Source organism: Nonomuraea sp. ZG12 (assembly GCF_052068115.1).
GTDB lineage: Bacteria > Actinomycetota > Actinomycetes > Streptosporangiales > Streptosporangiaceae > Nonomuraea.
The window spans coordinates 323,750-341,443 of sequence record NZ_JBQHCW010000007.1; the positions used below are offsets into that span (position 1 = coordinate 323,750).

Annotated in this window: 16 protein-coding genes; 12 read left to right on the forward strand and 4 right to left on the reverse strand. The window is 70.0% G+C overall.

What is annotated here, in order from left to right:
• Positions 1-96 precede the first annotated feature (96 nt).
• From ACTMTF_RS22250 to ACTMTF_RS22280, 7 genes are read left to right on the forward strand one after another with little or no spacing between them, the layout of a single operon-like run.
• Positions 97-1,191 carry an ABC transporter substrate-binding protein gene (locus tag ACTMTF_RS22250; protein WP_441112419.1) on the forward strand — a complete coding sequence of 365 codons (1,095 nt, stop codon included), beginning with the start codon at positions 97-99 and terminating at the stop codon, positions 1,189-1,191.
• A 10-nt stretch (positions 1,192-1,201) separates the two neighbouring features.
• Positions 1,202-2,005: an ATP-binding cassette domain-containing protein gene (locus ACTMTF_RS22255; protein ID WP_397004827.1), complete on the forward strand. Its 804-nt coding sequence runs from the start codon at positions 1,202-1,204 to the stop codon at positions 2,003-2,005.
• Positions 2,002-3,237, forward strand: coding sequence for a sugar ABC transporter permease (locus ACTMTF_RS22260; protein ID WP_441112420.1), 1,236 nt, complete (start codon positions 2,002-2,004; stop codon positions 3,235-3,237). The genes ACTMTF_RS22255 and ACTMTF_RS22260 overlap by 4 nt, the downstream gene beginning before the upstream one ends.
• Complete coding sequence (locus ACTMTF_RS22265) at positions 3,237-4,724, forward strand: FGGY family carbohydrate kinase (RefSeq protein WP_441112421.1); 1,488 nt, start codon at positions 3,237-3,239, stop codon at positions 4,722-4,724. The genes ACTMTF_RS22260 and ACTMTF_RS22265 overlap by 1 nt, the downstream gene beginning before the upstream one ends.
• Complete coding sequence (locus ACTMTF_RS22270) at positions 4,721-6,265, forward strand: FGGY-family carbohydrate kinase (protein WP_441112422.1); 1,545 nt, start codon at positions 4,721-4,723, stop codon at positions 6,263-6,265. The genes ACTMTF_RS22265 and ACTMTF_RS22270 overlap by 4 nt, the downstream gene beginning before the upstream one ends.
• Complete coding sequence (locus ACTMTF_RS22275) at positions 6,262-6,876, forward strand: histidine phosphatase family protein (RefSeq protein WP_397004835.1); 615 nt, start codon at positions 6,262-6,264, stop codon at positions 6,874-6,876. The genes ACTMTF_RS22270 and ACTMTF_RS22275 overlap by 4 nt, the downstream gene beginning before the upstream one ends.
• Positions 6,873-7,916, forward strand: a complete 1,044-nt coding sequence (locus tag ACTMTF_RS22280; RefSeq protein WP_441112423.1) for a 2-hydroxyacid dehydrogenase — start codon at positions 6,873-6,875, stop codon at positions 7,914-7,916. The genes ACTMTF_RS22275 and ACTMTF_RS22280 overlap by 4 nt, the downstream gene beginning before the upstream one ends.
• Here the strand turns inward: ACTMTF_RS22280 and ACTMTF_RS22285 are convergent.
• From ACTMTF_RS22285 to ACTMTF_RS22295, 3 genes are all read right to left on the reverse strand, one after another.
• A complete protein-coding gene (locus ACTMTF_RS22285) occupies positions 7,879-8,736 on the reverse strand; it encodes a carbohydrate ABC transporter permease (protein ID WP_441112424.1) in 858 nt (285 codons plus the stop codon). The genes ACTMTF_RS22280 and ACTMTF_RS22285 overlap by 38 nt on opposite strands.
• Positions 8,733-9,614 (reverse strand): carbohydrate ABC transporter permease, encoded by an 882-nt coding sequence (locus tag ACTMTF_RS22290; RefSeq protein WP_397004841.1) that lies wholly within the window; start codon positions 9,612-9,614, stop codon positions 8,733-8,735. The genes ACTMTF_RS22285 and ACTMTF_RS22290 overlap by 4 nt, the downstream gene beginning before the upstream one ends.
• A 64-nt stretch (positions 9,615-9,678) precedes the next feature.
• Complete coding sequence (locus ACTMTF_RS22295; RefSeq protein ID WP_441112492.1) at positions 9,679-10,938, reverse strand: ABC transporter substrate-binding protein; 1,260 nt, start codon at positions 10,936-10,938, stop codon at positions 9,679-9,681.
• A gap of 200 nt (positions 10,939-11,138) precedes the next feature.
• Between ACTMTF_RS22295 and ACTMTF_RS22300 the strand changes: the two genes are divergently transcribed.
• From ACTMTF_RS22300 to ACTMTF_RS22315, 4 genes are all read left to right on the forward strand, one after another.
• Positions 11,139-13,001 carry an ABC transporter ATP-binding protein gene (locus ACTMTF_RS22300; protein WP_441112425.1) on the forward strand — a complete coding sequence of 621 codons (1,863 nt, stop codon included), beginning with the start codon at positions 11,139-11,141 and terminating at the stop codon, positions 12,999-13,001.
• A 192-nt stretch (positions 13,002-13,193) separates the two neighbouring features.
• Positions 13,194-14,123, forward strand: coding sequence for an alpha/beta hydrolase (locus ACTMTF_RS22305; RefSeq protein ID WP_441112426.1), 930 nt, complete (start codon positions 13,194-13,196; stop codon positions 14,121-14,123).
• 32 nt (positions 14,124-14,155) lie between these two features.
• Entirely contained in the window at positions 14,156-14,611 is a 456-nt protein-coding gene (locus ACTMTF_RS22310) for a GbsR/MarR family transcriptional regulator (RefSeq protein ID WP_441112427.1), read from the forward strand.
• Positions 14,612-14,622: 11 nt separating this feature from the next.
• A complete protein-coding gene (locus ACTMTF_RS22315; RefSeq protein ID WP_441112428.1) occupies positions 14,623-15,435 on the forward strand; it encodes a class I SAM-dependent methyltransferase in 813 nt (270 codons plus the stop codon).
• A gap of 145 nt (positions 15,436-15,580) precedes the next feature.
• Here ACTMTF_RS22315 and ACTMTF_RS22320 read toward each other — a convergent pair whose 3' ends face one another.
• The gene (locus ACTMTF_RS22320; RefSeq protein ID WP_441112429.1) at positions 15,581-16,324 is read right to left on the reverse strand and encodes an SDR family oxidoreductase; all 744 of its coding nucleotides are present in this window, start codon (positions 16,322-16,324) and stop codon (positions 15,581-15,583) included.
• A gap of 149 nt (positions 16,325-16,473) precedes the next feature.
• Between ACTMTF_RS22320 and ACTMTF_RS22325 the strand changes: the two genes are divergently transcribed.
• The gene (locus tag ACTMTF_RS22325; RefSeq protein WP_441112430.1) at positions 16,474-17,688 is read left to right on the forward strand and encodes an amidohydrolase family protein; all 1,215 of its coding nucleotides are present in this window, start codon (positions 16,474-16,476) and stop codon (positions 17,686-17,688) included.
• The last annotated feature ends 6 nt before the right edge of the window (positions 17,689-17,694 follow it).

A 17,694-nucleotide genomic window follows, 5' to 3' on the forward strand; every position in this document is an offset into this window, starting at 1 on the left:
GGACGTGACCTGCTGTGAGGGGCGTCCCGGGTCGCACTCGGGGGAACGCGACGCAATGGATCGTCCGTGAGGACGAAGCGAGTGAGGAAAGATCCCGTGAACAGAACCAAGATGCGGACCTCCGCGTTCGCCGCAGTGGCGGTCCTGGCGACCTCGGCGCTGGCCGCATGCGGCTCCGACTCCACCGGCGGTGACGCGGCCGCGCCCACCGGCAGCGGCGCGGCCGTGGAGAACGCCAAGGTGGCCTTCCTCATGCCCGACCTCGCCTCGACCAGGTACGAGCTGCAGGACAAGCCGCTCTTCGAGGCCAAGATGAAGCAGCTCTGCCCGAGCTGCTCGGTCATCTACCAGAACGCCGACTCCGACGCCGCCAAGCAGCAGCAGCAGGCGAACTCCGCGCTCGCGCAGGGCGTCAAGGCCATCGTGATCGACCCGGTCGACTCCGCGGCGGCGGCCACCATCGTGCAGACCGCGCAGGCGCAGCAGGTCCCGGTGATCGCCTACGACCGACCCATCCCCGCCAAGCCGGCCGACTACTACATCTCCTTCGACAACGAGAAGATCGGCGCGATGATCGGCCAGTCGCTCGTCGACCACCTCAAGGAGGAGAAGGCCGAGGGCGGCCTCCTCCAGGTGAACGGCTCGCCGACGGACGCCGCGGCCGGCCTGATCAAGAAGGGCATCCACAGCGCGATCGACCCCAGCGGCTTCAAGCTGCTGGCCGAGTACGACACCCCCGACTGGGAGCCGGCCAAGGCGCAGTCCTGGGTCAGCGGCCAGATCACCCAGTTCGGCGACGACATCGTGGGCGTGGTCGCGGCCAACGACGGCACCGGCGGCGGCACGATCTCCGCCTTCAAGGCCGCGGGCAAGAAGGTGCCGCCGGTCACCGGCAACGACGCCGAGGTGGCCGCCGCCCAGCGCATCATCAAGGGCGACCAGTACAACACCATCTCCAAGCCGATCAAGATCGTGGCCGAGGCCGCGGCCGACGTCGCCTACCAGTTCATGCAGGGCCAGAAGCCCGCGGGCAAGGACACGCTCTTCGACACCCCGTCGGAGCTGTTCGTCCCCACGGTGGTGACCAAGGAGAACATCAAGGAAGTGCTGTTCGACAGCGGCATCATGAAGGCCGCCGACGTCTGCACCGCCGAGTACGCCGACGGCTGCGCCGAGCTCGGCATCAAGTAGGGGGAGTTCCGTGTCGCCCACTCAGCAGACGGACAGCGTCCTGTCCCTGCGCGGGATCAGCAAGACCTTCGGAGCGGTCGCCGCACTGACCGACATCTCCCTCGACGTGGCCGCGAGCCAGGTCGTGGCCATCGTCGGCGACAACGGCGCGGGCAAGTCCACGCTGGTGAAGATCCTTTCGGGGGTGCACCCGCCGGACACGGGCACGATCACGTTCGCTGGGCAGGCGGTGCAGATCCCCACTCCGGCGGCGGCCCACAAGCTGGGCATCGCCACCGTCTTCCAGGACCTCGCGCTGTGCGAGAACCTCAACGTCATCCAGAACCTGTTCCTGGGCCAGGAGATCCGCCCGCTCAGGCTGAACGACGTGGCCATGGAGACCCGTTCGTGGGAGCTGCTCCGCCAGCTCTCGGCGAAGATCCCCAGCGTCAGGGTGCCGGTGGCGGCCCTGTCCGGCGGCCAGCGGCAGACGGTGGCGATCGCCCGGTCGCTGCTCGGCGACCCGAAGATCATCATCCTGGACGAGCCCACCGCCGCCCTGGGCGTCGCCCAGACCGCCGAGGTGCTCAACCTGATCGAGCGGCTCCGCGAGAACGGCCACGGCGTCATCATGATCAGCCACAACATGGTGGACGTGAAGGCCGTGGCCGACACGGTGGTGGTGCTCAGGCTGGGCCGTAACAACGGGGTGTTCGACGTCGAGGACGTCAGCTCGGAGGACATCATCGCCGCGATCACCGGCGCCACCGACAACGCGGTGACGCGGCGGGTGGCGCGCCGGGGGAAAGACCAGAAGGAAGGATCGCCCTCGTGAACAGCACGATGACCACCGACCGCCAGGACGAGCGGCTGCGCAGCGGCGGGGGCCTGCGCGGCGCGCTCACCGACGTGGTCGACCGGGCCCGTGCGGGCGACCTCGGCGTGATCCCGGTCGTGGTCGGCCTCGTCGTCATCTGGACCGTGCTGCAGATCCTCAACCCGATCTTCCTGTCCAGCGCGAACCTGGTGAACCTCACCCTGGAGTCGGCCGCCGTCGGCGTGATCGCGCTGGGCATCGTCTGCGTGCTGCTCGTCGGCGAGATCGACCTGTCGGTCGGCTCGGTCAGCGGCCTGTCGGGGGCGGCGCTGGCGGTGCTCTTCGTCAGCGAGGGGCTGCCCGTCTGGGTGGCCATCCTGGCCGCCGTCGTCCTGGGCGCGGTGATCGGCTGGGTGTACGCCCAGTTGTTCAACCGGTTCGGGGTGCCGAGCTTCGTCATCACGCTCGCCGGGCTGCTCGGCTTCCTGGGGCTGCAGCTCTACGTGCTCGGCACCAAGGGCTCGATCAACCTGCCGTTCGACTCGGGCCTGGTGAACTTCGCCCAGCTCGCCTTCGTGCCGGCCTGGCTCTCGTACACCTTCGCCGTGCTCGCGGCCGGTGGGCTGTTCGCCAGCGGATGGCTGCACGCCAGGGAGCGCCGCAAGGCGGGACTGTCGTCCATGAGCCTGTCCGCGCTCGTGCTGCGCAGCGCGGCGCTGCTGGTGGCGCTGGCCTTCCTGGTCTGGTACCTCGGCCAGACGCGCGGCGTCGGCTGGATGTTCGTCTTCTTCGTGGCCCTCGTCCTGATCATGCACTACCTGCTGTCGCGGACGAAGTGGGGCAGGTCGGTCTACGCGGTCGGCGGCAACGTGGAGGCGGCCCGCCGGGCCGGCATCAACGTGAAAGCCGTCTTCACCTCCGTGTTCGTGCTCTGCTCCACCTTCGCGGCGGTGGGCGGCATCCTGGCCGCGGCCCGGCTGGCCGCCGCCAACCAGAGCAGCGGCGGCGGCGACGTCAACCTCAACGCCATCGCCGCCGCCGTGATCGGCGGGACGAGCCTGTTCGGCGGGCGCGGCACGGCGTTCGGGGCGCTGCTCGGCATCATCGTCATCCAGTCGATCTCCAGCGGCCTGACGCTGCTGAACCTCGACTCGTCCATCAGGTTCATGGTCACCGGGGCCGTCCTGCTGCTGGCGGTGGTCGTCGACTCCGTCTCACGCCGGTCGAGGACCTCACACGGCAGGGCCTGATGGCGGCCATCTGCGTCGACGCCGGCACCACGGTGATCAAGGCCGTCGGCTATGCCGACTCCGGCGCCGAGACCGCCGTGGTCCGGCACCGGACCAGTGTGTCCCGGCCCGCGCCCGGCCAGGCCGAGCAGGACATGGGCGCGGTCTGGGACGCGGTCGTCCGCACGGTGCGCGGCGTCGCCGCCGAGCTCCGCAGCAAGATCGACGGTTCGGTCGACTTCGTCGCGGTGACCGCGCAGGGCGACGGCTGCTGGCTGGTCGACGCCGCCGGTGAGCCGACGGGCCCGGCCATCCTGTGGAACGACGGCAGGGCGGCGGCCACGGTCGACGCCTGGAATCGGTCCGGGCTGGCCGAGCGCGCCTTCAGGACCAACGGCTCCTCGGCGGCCTCCGGGCTGCCGCATGCCATCCTGACCTGGCTGAAGGAGCACGACCCGGCCCGGCTGGAGCGCTCGGCGGCCAACCTCACCTGCGGAGGATGGATCTTCTCCCGGCTGACCGGCGAGCTCGCCGCCGACGAGTCCGACGCCTCGGCCCCCTTCATGGACCTGCGCTCCCGCCGCTACTCCCCCGAGTTGCTGGCGCTGTTCGGCCTTGACTGGGCCGCCCGGCTGCTGCCCGAGGTGCGCGACGACGCGCACCGGGTGGCCGGACTGACCCCGGACGCGGCCACGCTGCTCGGCCTGCCCGCAGGCACCCCCGTGGTGATGGCGCCGTACGACATCGCCGCCACCGCGCTCGGCTCCGGCGCGGTGCGCACCGGCCAGGCGTGCGCCATCCTCGGCACCACCCTCTGCGTGGAGAGCCTGGTCGAGCGGCCCGACCTGGACGGCGACCCGGTCGGCATCACGATCGCGCTGCCGGGCGGCCACCTGCGCGCCTTCCCCACCTTCGCCGGCACCGAGGTCGTTCAGTGGGCCTGCCGCCTGCTCGGCCTGACCGACCCGGCCGAGCTGAGCGTCCTGGCCGCGCAGAGCGAGCCCGGCGCGCGCGGCCTGGCCTTCCAGCCGTACTTCTCCCCCGCCGGGGAGCGTGCCCCGTTCTCCGACCCGCTCGCCAGGGGCGCCTTCCTCGGCATGTCCTTCGAGCACGGCCGCGAGCACGTCGCCCGCGCCGTCCTGGAAGGGCTCACCCTCGTCATCCAGGACTGCCTCGCCGCCTCCGGCCCGCCGCCGCGCGAGCTGCGGGTCTGCGGCGGCGGCGCGGCCAGCGCGCTGTGGCTCCGGCTCATCGCCGACGTCACCGGGCTGCCGGTGCTGCGCTCCGGTGACAGCGAGGTCGGCGCCAGAGGCGCCTTCCTGGTCGGCCTGGTCGCCACCGGCGCCGCCGCGAACGTCCGCGCCGCTGCCGACGATCATGTACGGCTACGTGAGACCGTCCACCCCGGGCCCGGCCCTTACGCCGAGGCCTACCAGGACTTCCTGGCGCTGCGCGAGACCGGCTCCCGGTCCTGGCCGCTGCTGGCCGAGATGCGGAGCCGTACATGAGCGTCTGGATCGGCATCGACCTCGGCACGCAGAGCGTGCGCGCGATGGCCGTCGACGGGAGCGGGCAGGTGCTCGGCGCGGCGAGTCGCGCCCTGACCAGCCACCGCGACGGCCCCCGGCACGAGCAGGACCCCGAGCAGTGGTGGCGTGAGCTGGCCGCCGCCACCCGCGAGGCGCTCGCCGGCGTGCCCGCGAGCCGGATCGCGGGGGTGGCCGTGGACGCCACCTCCGGCACGATCCTGCTCACCGACGGCCACGGCGACCCGCTCACGCCGGCGCTGATGTACGACGACCGGCGCGCCACCGAGGAGGTGGAGCGGGTCAACGTCGTGGGCGCGCACGTCTGGGAGCGACTCGGCTACCAGCGCATGCAGCCCAACTGGGCGCTGCCCAAGCTGCTGTGGCTCCTGCGCGCCGAAGCGCCGCCGGCACGCGAGCGCCCCGGCTCCCGAGCCGGAGCACAGCCGGCGCAGCATACCGGCGGCCGTGCCGGGGTCCGGGTGGCGCATCAGAGTGACTTCGTCAATCGCCGGCTGGTCGGGGCGGAGGTGGCGACCGACCTGAGCAACGCGCTGAAGACCGGCGTCGACCTGATCGACGAGCGCTGGCCGTACGACGTCCTGGACGTGCTGGGGGTGCCCGCCGGGATCCTGCCGGACGTCGTGCGGCCGGGCAGCGTGCTGGGCGTGGTCTGCGCAGCGGCGGCCGAGGCCACCGGGCTGCCCGAGGGGACGCCGGTGATCGCCGGCACCACCGACGGGTGCGCCGCGCAGCTCGGCGCGGGCGCGCTGCGGCCGGGCAGCTGGAACTCGGTGCTCGGCACCACGCTGGTGCTCAAGGGCGTGACCGAGGAGCTGATCCACGACCCGCTCGGCGTCGTCTACTCCCACCGCGCGCCCGACGGCTCGTGGCTGCCGGGCGGGGCGTCGAGCACCGGCGCCGGCGTCCTGGCCCGCGACCTCCCCGGCCGCGACCTCGCCGCCCTCAGCCAGGAGGCCACCACCCGCTACGCCAGGGGCGCCACGGGCTTCCTGCCGATCACCTATCCCCTGGTCTCGCGTGGCGAGCGGTTCCCGTTCGCGGCGCCCGGGGCCGAGGGGTTCACCCTCGGCGAGCCCGCCGACGACGTGGAGCGTTATGTGGCGATCCTGCGCGGCGCCGCGTTCGTCGAGCGCCTCTGCTTCGACTACCTCGACCTCCTCGGCGCACCCGTGGACGGGGAGATCATCCTGACCGGTGGCGCGACGAAGAGCGCGTACTGGAACCAGCTCAGGGCGGACGTGCTCGGCCGTCCCGTGACGCTGCGCGAGAACGCCGAGCCCGCCCTGGGCATGGCGCTGCTCGCCGCGAGCACGACCACCGGCACCACCGGCACCACGACCACGGCGAGCGGCGGTGGGATGGTTCGCACGCTCGCGGTCATCGACCCCTCCGGGGCCGACCTCCGCGAGCCCTACCTGCGCTTCGTCGCCGAACTCGAAGATCGTGGCTGGCTGCCCACGGCAGCCGCCGCCCATGCCCGCGAGAGGACCGCACGATGACGAACCTGGTGCTGGTGCGCCACGGCGAGACCGTCTGGCACGCCGAGAACCGCTACGCCGGGGTCAGCGACATCGAGCTGACCCCGCGCGGGCACGAGCAGGCCGAGCGGCTCGCCGCCTGGGCCGCCACTGCGGGCCTGTCCGGCGTGTGGGCGTCCACGCTGAGCCGTTCCCGGATCACCGCCGCCGCCAGCGCGGAGGCCGCGGGCGTCAAGCTCGCGGTGGACGTGCGGCTGCGGGAGGTGGACTTCGGCAAGGGCGAGGGGCTCACCGCCGCCGAGATGCGCGAGCGCTTCCCCGAAGCCCGCGCCGCCTTCGAGGCCGACCCCGGCGCCAACCCGCTGCCCGGCGGCGAGGACCCGGCCCTGGCGGCGGACCGGTTCGTGGCGGCCTTGCGCGACATCATCGCCACCGGCTCCGGCGAGCGGGTGCTGGTGGTCGCGCACACCACCGCCATCAGGATCGCGCTGTGCGGTCTGATCGGGGTGCCGCTGGGCGAGTACCGGCGGCTGTTCCCCCGGCTGGACAACTGCGCGATCACCGAGCTGCGCCTGCGCGGCGACCGGGCCGCGATGCTGCAGTACAACTCCCCGATTGGAGCCGTTCGTTGACCACCCGAGTTCTTGCCGCAGGTGACCATTTCGTGCAGAACCGCCTGCTCGTCGACGCGCTCAGGCGGGAGGTTCCCGGTGAGGTGGAGACCAGCGAGCTCACGCTGCCGTGGCCGATGGTGCCGTTCGGCCGGGTGGGCGAGGTCGAAGAGGCGTCCGACGTGGAGGACGAGCTGATCGAGGCGCTGCGCGGCGTCGAGGTGTGCGTGACCCAGATGGCCCCGCTGACCAGCCGGGTGCTGAAGGCCAGCCCGGACCTCAGGCTGTTCTGTGTCAGCCGGGGCGGCCCGGTCAACGCCAATCTTGCGGCGGCCACCGAGGCGGGGGTGGCGGTCACGTTCGCTCCCGGCCGCAACGCGGTGGCCACGGCGGAGCACACGCTGGCCATGCTGCTCGCCGCCACCCGCCGCATCCCGCAGACGCACGCCGACCTGGCCGGCGGCGTGTGGCGGGGCGACTACTACAGCTATGACAACGTGGGCCCCGAGCTGGAGGGCAGCACGGTCGGGCTGGTCGGCTACGGCGCGATCGGCCGGCGGGTGGCCCGCATGCTGGCGGGCTTCGGCGCGGAGGTGCTGGTCCACGACCCGTACGTGGACGTGCCCGGCCGGGTCGAGCTGGACGAGCTGCTGCGCCGCTCCCGGTTCGTCTCCCTGCACGCCCGCGCCACGCCCGAGACCATCGGTATGATCGGCGCCGCGCAGATCGCCGCGATGCCTTCCGGATCCGTCCTGGTCAACTGCGCCAGGGGTGCGCTGCTGGACTACGACGCCCTGTGTGACGCATTGGACTCCGGCCACCTGTTCGGCGCCGCGATGGACGTCTTCCCGGAGGAGCCGATCCCCGCGGGTTCGCGGCTGCTGGCCGTACCGAATCTGGTGATGACCCCGCACCTGGCGGGCGCGAGCAAGGAGACGGCCGCGAAGGCGGCCACGATCGTGGCCGCCGACGTGGCGCGGTATGTCCGCGGCGAGCCGCTGCTGCACTGCGCGAACCCGGCGGTCAGCCTTTCAGCGCACCAGCCATCAGGCCGCGCATGAAGAAGCGGCCCAGCAGGACGTAGATGAGCATGGTCGGGATCGAGGACAGGATCGCCGCCGCCATCTGCTGGCTGTAGGGCGTGGCCTGGGCCCCGGCGATGTTGTTCAGCATCACCGTGGCGGGCCAGCTCTGCGGGCCGGTGAGGAAGACGGCGAACAGGAAGTCGTTCCAGAGCGAGGTGAACTGCCAGATGATGACGACCGCGATGGCGGGCGCGGACACCGGCAGCACCACCGACCAGTACGTCCGCAACATGCCCGCCCCGTCCACCCGGGACGCCTCGATGAGCTCGTCGGGGATGGTGACGTAGTAGTTGCGGAAGATCAGCGTGCAGATCGGGATGCCGTAGACGACGTGCGCCAGGATCAGTCCCGGCAGGCCGCCGTAGAAGACGCCCTGCAGTCCGGTGGCCTCGTTCAGCCCCACCAGGAGCTGCACCAGCGGGATCATGACCCCCTGGTAGGGGATGAACATGCCGAACAGGAACAGCGTGAACACCAGGTCGGAGCCCGGGAACCGCCATTTCGACAGCACGTAGCCGTTCATCGAGCCGAACGCGCACGACAGCAGCGAGCCGGGCACCGCCAGCAGGACGCTGTTCCACATGCCGGGGGCGAGCTTCTCCCACGCCACCCCCCACGCCTCGAACGTCCAGGTCTGCGGGAGGCTCCACGCCTGGCTGGGGTCCGCCTCGGTCAGCGGCTTGAAGCTGGTGACCAGCAGGACGTAGATCGGGATGAGGAAGATCACCACGAAGGCGATCAGCACCGCGAGCCGCACCCAGGTGAAGGCGGGCTTGCGCCCTGCCACCGCCGTCATTGACGCCTCTCCTTACGCACGGACCAGATCAGGTACGGGATCACGAACACGGCCACGCTGAGCACGATGTACGACGCGATGGTGGCGCCCTTGGCCGGGTCGTGGGAGTCGAAGACCGCCACCCACATGAACACCGCCGGCACGTCGGTGATGATCTGCTTGCCGGAGACGGCGACGATCAGGTCGAACACCTTGAGCGAGATGTGCCCCAGGATGATCAGCGCCGAGAGGGTGACCGGGCGCAGCAGCGGCAGCACGACATGCCGGTAGACGCCCCACTCGGTGCAGCCGTCGACCCGCGCCGCCTCGCGCAGCTCCTCGGGGACGCCCCGGAAACCGGCCAAGAACAAAGCCATGACATATCCGGACATCTGCCAGACGGCGGGGAGCGCCATCGCGGCCATCCCCCAGTCCGGGTCCCGGAACCACTGCCACTGCGGCAGCCCGATCGCGTCGAACAGCCGGTTGAGCCCGACCGCCCGCTCCTCCATCCCGGAGTTCATCAGCCACCGCCACACGATGCCGGTGGCGACGAACGACACGGCCATCGGGAACAGGTAGATCGCCCGGAACGTGCCCTCGCCCCAGATCCCCTTCTCCATCAGGAACGCCAGCAGCCAGCCCAGCACCAGCGCGCCGACCACGAACACGATCGTGAAGACGATGGCGTGGTTGACCGAGAGATGCCATCTCGGCTGGTCCCAGATGTCGATGAAGTTCTGCAGCCCGACGAAGTTTCCCTCGGACACCTCGTCGTGCTTGTCCGTCATGGCCAGCTGGAAGTTCCACCCCAGCATGCCGTACACGAACACGCCGATCGCCACGATCGACGGCGCGACGAGGAGCAGCCCTGGGAGCCAGGTGCGTGCCCGCCTCACGAAACACTCCCTTTCACGAAAAAGGGGTACGGCAGGCGCGCGGAACGCCTGCCGTACCCGTCGGCTACTGGGCGTTCGCCGTCGCGGCGTCGGCCAGGGCCTTCTGCAGGGCGGGCACGTCCTTCGTGCCGATGAACAGCCCGACCGCCTCGTTGATCGCGGCCAGCCACGGCTGGTTCACCGCGACGCCGTGCTGGACGGAGCCGGCCAGCTCGTTGCCCGACCAGTCCTTCAGCGCGTCGGCCAGGTAGTCGGTGTACAGGGACTGGTCGGCGTCCTTACGGGCGGGGATGGAGCCCTTCAGGGGATTGAAGGCGTCCTGCCCCTCCTTGCTCGCCGCGACCTTCAGCCAGGCGACGGCCCCGTCACGGTTCTTCGCGCCCTTGGGCAGGGTGAAGCTGTCCGACAGCCACAGGTACGAGCCCTCGGTGCCAGGTGAGGGCGCCCAGTCGAAGTCGGTCTTCGACGCCTTGCCCAGCCCGCCTTCCGGCGGGTTGTGGAAGTAGCCGTACGCCCAGTCGCCCATGATGTTGAACGCGGCCTCGCCGTCGGCAACCTGCTTGGCCGCCGGCTGCCAGTCGTCCTGCGGGTCGCCCGCGTACGACATGATCGTCTTGAAGCTCTCCAGCGCCTTGGTGACCGCGGCGCCGTTCCAGTCCGCACCCGGCTTGAACAGGGCGTTGTAGCCCTCCGTGCCGAGCGAGCCGAGCAGCACGCTCTCCAGCAGGTGGGTGACGGTCCACTCCGAGCCGATGGACAGCGGGATCTTGCCCGTGGCCTTGACCTTCTCCAGGGCGGCGACGAACTCGTCGATCGACTTGGGCGCTCCGGTGACGCCCGCCTCCTTGAGGACCGACGGGTTGAACCACAGGACGTTCGACCGGTGGATGTTCACCGGCACGGAGTAGATCTTGCCGTCGACGCTGATCTGCTCGACGAGTTGCTCCGGGAAGGCCTCGCGCAGCTTCAGCTCGTCGTACAGGAAGTTGAGCTCTTCCAGGTCGCCGGCCTTGATGTAGCCCTGCAGCTCGGCTCCGGCGTGGCCCTGGAACGTGTCGGGCGGCGTGTCGGCCTGCAGCTTCGACTGCAGCAGCGCCTTGGCCTTGTCACCCGAGCCACCGGCGACGGCGGCGTCGAAGAACGTGAGCGTCGGGTTCTGCTGCTCGAAGATCTTCCGCATGGCCTGCAGACCGTCGGCCTCGCCCGGCCCGGTCCACCAGGAGAAGACCTCGACCTGCTGCTTGTCTCCGCCGGCGCCGGCGCTGGGTTGCGCCGCGGGATCACCACCACCGCCACAGGCGGACAAGCTCAGCACGCTTGCCATAGTGATCGCGGCGGCTGTCATCCACCGTCGTCTCATGCGCACACCATCCCTTCCCAAACCCCCGAGTTGGTGAGTTGACAACGTTGTCAGTAGGGCCATCAACCCACTTTCCGGTCGGACCCGTCAAGCAGGTATGGGTAACAGGTCCGCATACGCGACGCCCATAGGAAACTGTCGGTGCCCGAGTCCACACTCTTCGTATGGCCGATGAGCCCCTCGAATTGGGCGAGATCTCCCTGTCCGACTGGCACGCGCACAACGACACGATGGCCGAGATCGGTTTTCTCACCATCGCCAAGCGCCTCCCGTCTCTCGTCCGCCAGGCGATGAGCATGGCCTGGCGCGCCAGCCCCCGCGACACCGTCGCGACCATCGCGCTCAACCTGCTGGGCGGCCTCTTCACCGCCTTCGGGCTCCTGGCGACCACAGGCGTGCTCAACGCCCTGTTCAGCGAGGGGCCCACCCCCGACCGGGTGATCGCCGCGCTGCCCAGTCTGGCCCTGGTGGTCACCGCGGCGGCGCTGCGCACCGTGGTCCAGGCGGGCGCGGGCTGGGCGCAGTCGCGCCTCGATCCGCAGATCAGCCGCCAGGCCGAGGAGCGGCTCTACGGCCTGACCAGCCGCGTCGAGCTGGCCGCCTTCGACGATCCGGAGTTTCACGACGCGCTGGAGCGAGCCAGGTCACGCGGCGTGGCCACGGTCGACGCGGTCGTGGCCACGGCCATCGACGTGGTGACGGCCGCCGTCGGCATCGCGGCCGTGGCCGGCGTGCTCAGCGTGCTCCACCCGATCCTGCTGCCACTCCTGCTGCTGGCGGTGCTGCCGGATGCCTGGGCGGCGGTGCGCAGCGCCCGGATGCGCTACACGACCATGTTCTCGCTGATCCCCGCCATGCGGCGCAAGTGGATCATCGCCCAGTTGCTCGCCGACCGCGACCCGGCGGCCGAGGTCCGCTCGTTCACCATGCGGCGCTTCCTGCTGCGCATGTACGACGCGGTGGCCAAGGCCGAGCAGGACGTGATGCTCCGCCTGGCCAGGCGGCAGACCGTCGCCAGGCTCGTCGGCGAGGCGCTGGGCGGCCTCGGCAGCGCCCTGGTCTACGTCGCGCTCGGCGTGTTGCTCGCCCTCGCCGCGATCCCGCTCGCCGTGGCGGGCACCGCCGTGCTGGCCATCAGATCCGGCCAGACCTCACTGGCCAACCTCATGTACGCCACCAACCGGCTCTACGAGGACGGCCTCTACTTCACCGACTTCCTGGAGTTCTGCGCCGACGCCGAGCGCCGCCTGCCGGACCGGCGGCGGACCGCCGCCCCCGACGGATTCGAGCGGATCAGCGCCAAGGACGTCACCTTCACCTACCCCGGCTCCGACGCGCCCGCGTTGCGCGGCGTCTCCGTCGAGATCAAGCAGGGCGAGGTGATCGCCTTCGTGGGTGAGAACGGCTCCGGCAAGACCACCCTCGCCAAGATCCTCTCTGGCCTCTACGAGCCCGACACCGGCAGCGTCCTGTGGGACGACACCGACCTGCGCGAGGTCAGCCCCGAGGAGCTGCGCGAGCGCACCGCCGTCATCGCCCAGGACCACACCCGCTGGCCGCTCACCGCCCGCTACAACATCACGATGGGCACCGGGAAGGGCGAGGAGGTTTTGCACGCCGCGGCGGCCGTCGCGGGCGCCGACGAGGTGATCGCCGAGCTGCCGCACGGCTACCGCACCCTGCTGGACCGGCGCTTCAAGGACGGCCACGAGCTGTCCGGCGGCCAGTGGCAGCGCGTCGCGGTGGCCCGCGGCTTCCACCGCGACGCCTGCCTGCTGATCTGCGACGAGCCCACGGCCGCCCTCGACGCCCGTGCCGAGCACGCCCTGTTCGAGCGCATCCGCGGCCACTCCGACGGCCGCACCGTCCTGCTGATCACCCACCGCCTGGCCAGCGTCCGCTACGCCGACCGCATCTACGTCCTGGACCACGGCGAGGTCACCGAACAGGGCGACCACGCGACCCTGATGGCCCTGGACGGCCTCTACGCCGAGCTCTACACCCTCCAGGCCTCGGCCTACCGATAACGGCGTGGGCTTTCAGGATCCGGAAACGGTCGTCACATCAAGCGTTGTCCAACGGTGCGCTGCCCTCCCGCCGCACCGTCTGAGCAACAAGAGTTCGCTTCCTCGCGGTCCGGCCGGCCGGCAGCCGGACGTTTGACGATGCTAGCTATTTCAGTCATGATTGAAATAGCTAGCATCCTGAGGGGGCAACTCATGGAACATGTGACCTTCAACAGCCTCGGAACCTGCTGCGCGGGCGATCTGTACCTGCCCGAGGCGAGCGGTCCAGTCCCCGGCCTGGTGCTTGGGCACAGCGGGGTGATGGTCAAGGAGGCCCTGGCGTTCTTCGCGCCGTACTTCGTCGAGGCCGGATTCGCGGTGTTGACCATCGACTACCGCACGGTGGGTTCCAGCGACGGCGAACCACGTGGTCAGGACTACCCGGAGCGACAGGTGGAAGACTTCCGAAGCGCCGTCTCCTACCTGCGAACACGCCCCGAGGTGCAGCCGGAGCGGATCGGGGTGTGGGGTGTCAGCATCGGCGGCTCGGTGGCGGCCCAGGCCGCCGTGCTCGATCGGCGCATCAAGTGCGTCGTGGTGCAGAGTCCCAGCGTGTGGAACGGATGGCGTTATCTGGAACGCCTCCTGGGCCGCGCCGGCGTCCATGCGCTCCGCGACCAGCTGCAGGAGGACTGGCAGCGGCGCTACGAAGGCGGGCAGAGCGCCCGGGTGCCGCACCTGACGCTGGACCACGAGAGCGTTCGGGACACGCCGGACATGTCGACCCAGCTGTTTCCGACCTATCGCAACGAGAAGACCCTCGATTCCGCCGAGCACCTGCTCACCTTCGCGCCGGAGAACCTCATCCACCGGCTCGCGCCAACGCCACTGTTGATGATCGCCAACGGCGGGTGGGATCCCTACCACATGCTCGAGGAAGCGCAATGCGCCTTCGACAAGGCCGGAGAACCTAAGCGGCTGGTGGTGCTGCCCTACGACGTGCTCGGGCTCTATACCGGCCCGGGCCTGGAGGAGGCGATGGCGCTCGCCATCGACTGGTTCGACCTCTACCTGCGTAAGACCCGGCTTGCGGACATCACCCCGACACCCACGTACGAGTCGGTGGCCGCCATGACACAGTGAGCCCGCACGTGATCAATGAAGGAGGATGCGATATGTCCGGTCAACAGCAGCGGGAACGACTGCTTCGGTGGGTGGAGCGAGTGGCCGCCTTCTGCGTGGAGGAATGGGGACTGCCGCCCATCACCGGACGCATCCTCGGGTGGCTGATGATCTGCGATCCGGCCGAGCAGTCCGCCGGTCAGGTCGCGGAGGCGATTGAGGCCAGCCGCGCGTCGCTCACCTCGAACATGCGGTTTCTCACGGCCATCGGACTGGTCAAAAAGGTGAGAAGGCCCGGTGATCGCACCGCCTACTACCGCATCGAAGACGACGCCTGGCAGAAGGTCATCCAGCGCAAACTCGAAAGCCTGAGCGCGTTCGGCGAAATCGCCGACGAAGGACTCGACATCGCAGGCGGCGAGGGCCACCGCGCCGAGCGCATCAAGGCCGCCCATGACTCCCTGACCTGGCTGCATGACCTCGCAACCCGCCATCCGCTACGCCGTTAAGGGAAACGCCCATGCATCGCTGGAAACCTGAATTCGGGCTGATCCAGGAAACGCTGCTCCTCACTCTCCACGCCAGAGCCCTGGACGCCAAGCTGCCCAGCCCGATCCTCGGCGACACGCTCTCCGCCGAACTGGCCGACAACATCGACTACGACTTCCACAAGCTGAAGGTCAAGCCCAACCTCGTCGTCACCACCGCACTGCGCGCCAAGAAACTCGACGACGTCGTCCGCGCCTACATCGCCGCTCACCCGGAATGCGTGGTGCTCGATCTGGGATGCGGCCTGGACACCAGAGTGTTCCGCTGTGACCCTCCCCCGAACGTCAACTGGTACGACATCGACTTCCCAGAGGTCGTGAGCCTCCGATCCGAGTGTCTCCCCAGCCGTTCCCATCTGATCGCAGCCGACCTCACCCACCCCGGCTGGCTCGAAACCATCCCCGGCGACCGCCCAGCAGTGATCATCGCCGAAGGACTGTTCCCGTTCATGCCCGGCGGCTCGTTCCAGCAGATGACCCGCGAGCTGACCAGCCACTTCCCATCGGGCGAGCTCGCACTCAACGGCTACACGCGATTCGCCGCCTGGGCCATGAAGTATCACCCGACCATCAAGACACTCGGCATCAAGGCCGCCCAAGGCTTCGACGACCCACACGAACCCGAGAGCTGTGGCGCAGGCCTCGAACTGGTCAAGGAGGAAATGCTGACCCGCGCACCCGAAGTAGCGCGGTTCCCGCAACCGCTCCGCGCACTCACCCGGCTCACCGCCCGCAGCACGGCCCTGGCACGGCACGGAGCGCGCCTACTCCGCTACCAGTTCTGACCCGCACCAGCACGCCCCCATCTCCTACAGCGAGAATGGCCAGGTCCAGGGGCACAGTACGCACGAAGCCCGGATTTCGGCGTTTCCGCGGCCCCTCCATGGACTTGTAAGCTCCCCCCTCGTGTCGGCTCGGCGGGGCTCCGCATCAGCCGGCCGGCGACTGGGCGTAGAACTGCGCGGGGTCCGCCGCGAGCGAGGCCTTCACGTAGCGGCTCACGTCATCGACCAGCACCTCGATCGCACCGGACTGCACGCCGTCGAGAGCGGCTCGGGCGACGTCCGCCGGGTCGATCTTCGGAACGTCGTGGCCGGCCATCATGTCGGTGTCGGCGGCTGCGAGGTGCACGCCCTGCACCAGGGTCTTCTGACCGGCGAGCTCAAGGCGCAGGCCGTTCGTCATGTTCCACTCGGCGGCCTTGGCCACGGCGTAGGCGCCCGACACGTCGGACGCGCACCACGACAGCACCGACAGGATGTTCACGATCGCTCCGCCGCCGTTCGACGCGAGAACCGGCGCGAACGCGCGGATCACGCGGAGTGTTCCGAACACGTGCGTGTCGACCTCCAGCCGGATCGTGTCGAGGTCGCCGGTCAGGAGGTTCGCGCGAGTCGCGATGCCGGCGTTGTTGACGAGCAGGGTGACGTCGGGGGCCGCGGCGGCCGCGTCCGTCACCGACCGCGCATCGAGGAGGTCGAGGCGCAGCACCTCGACCCGCGGGTCGGACACCTCGATCAGTTCGGGGCGGCGGCTCGTGGCATAGACCTTCGCGGCCCCGCGCGCGAGCAGTTCGTCGACGAAGGTGCGGCCGATGCCGCGATTGGCCCCGGTGACCAGTGCGATTGAGCCGGTGACGTCCATGGCGGTGCCTTTCGATTCGGTGGCGGACACGGTCGCGTCCGCCCTCTGTCGGGCAACGCTAAGAGTTGACGTTGACGTCAAGGGCAAATCGGGCGGCGACCACCAGGTTAGTTCGCCTGTTTATAGTTAGATATCGTACTATCATCCCTGGAACTTATTCAGTGGCGAAGGAGCACAGCATGCGTACCTTGATCCGTGATGTTCGGGTCTTCGACGGCGAGCACACCCTGCCTCGGGCGGACCTCCTGATCGCCGACGATCAGATCGCCGAGCCCGACGCGCAGCCCGTGGACGTGGACATCGACGGCCGGGGCAAGACCATGTTCCCCGGTCTGATCGACGCGCACACCCACGTCTCCGACGGCATGCTCGCCCAGGCGCTGACCTTCGGCGTGACCACCGAGCTCGACATGTTCTGCCTGCCGGGCAACCTGGCCAGGCAGCGCCGGCTGGCCGCCGACCACGACGACGTGGCCGATCTGCGTAGTTCGGGCATCCTGGCCACCGCCCCGCACGGCCACCCGAGCCAGATCATGACCGCCGAGTCGGGTGCGCTGGACTGGCTGGGCGACGCGGTCGGGCCCTTCGACACCATCGCGGACGCGGACCGGGCCAAGGCGTTCGTGGCGGCGCGACTGGCCGAGGGCATCGACTACCTGAAGATCGTGATCGACAACGGCGAGACGGCCGGGCTGGACCTGCCGGCGCTCAGCCCGGACGTCGTCGCGGCTCTGGTCGAGGCCGGCCACGCGGCGGGGTTGACGACCATCGCCCATGTGGCGACGGCGGGCGATGCCACGATCGCGCTGGACGCGGGCATCGACGGGCTGGCCCACGTCTTTCACGACACCGTTCCCGAGGACCCCACCGTGGCCGAGCTGGCGGCGCGGGCCGCCTCCCAGGGCGTGTTCGTGGTCAGCACCCTGACCTACATCGAGGCGATCAACCAGGACCCGGCGGGCGCTGAGCTCCTCCGGGACGAGCGCATCGCGGCCCGGCTGCCGGAGCGGGCCACGGCCGCGCTCGACCGAGACCATGCGGTCGTGCCCGTCCACCCGCAGGGGGTCGTGAACGCTCTGCACGCGGCCCGGACGCTGCATCGGGCCGGGGTGCCGCTCCTGGCCGGCACCGACGCCAACTTCTGGGCTCCCCTGCACGGCGCCGGCATGCACCGCGAACTGCTGCTGCTCACCGAGGCCGGGCTGAGCGCCGAAGAGGCGCTCGCCGCGGCCACCAGCGTGCCCGCCCGCCACTTCGGGCTGAGCGACCGCGGCCGGATCGCACCCGGCCTGCGCGCCGACCTCGTCCTGGTGGACGGCGATCCCACCCGCGACATCACCGCCACCCGCGCCATCGCCGCCGTCTGGCGGCGCGGCATCCGCCAGAGCCGCTGATCACCC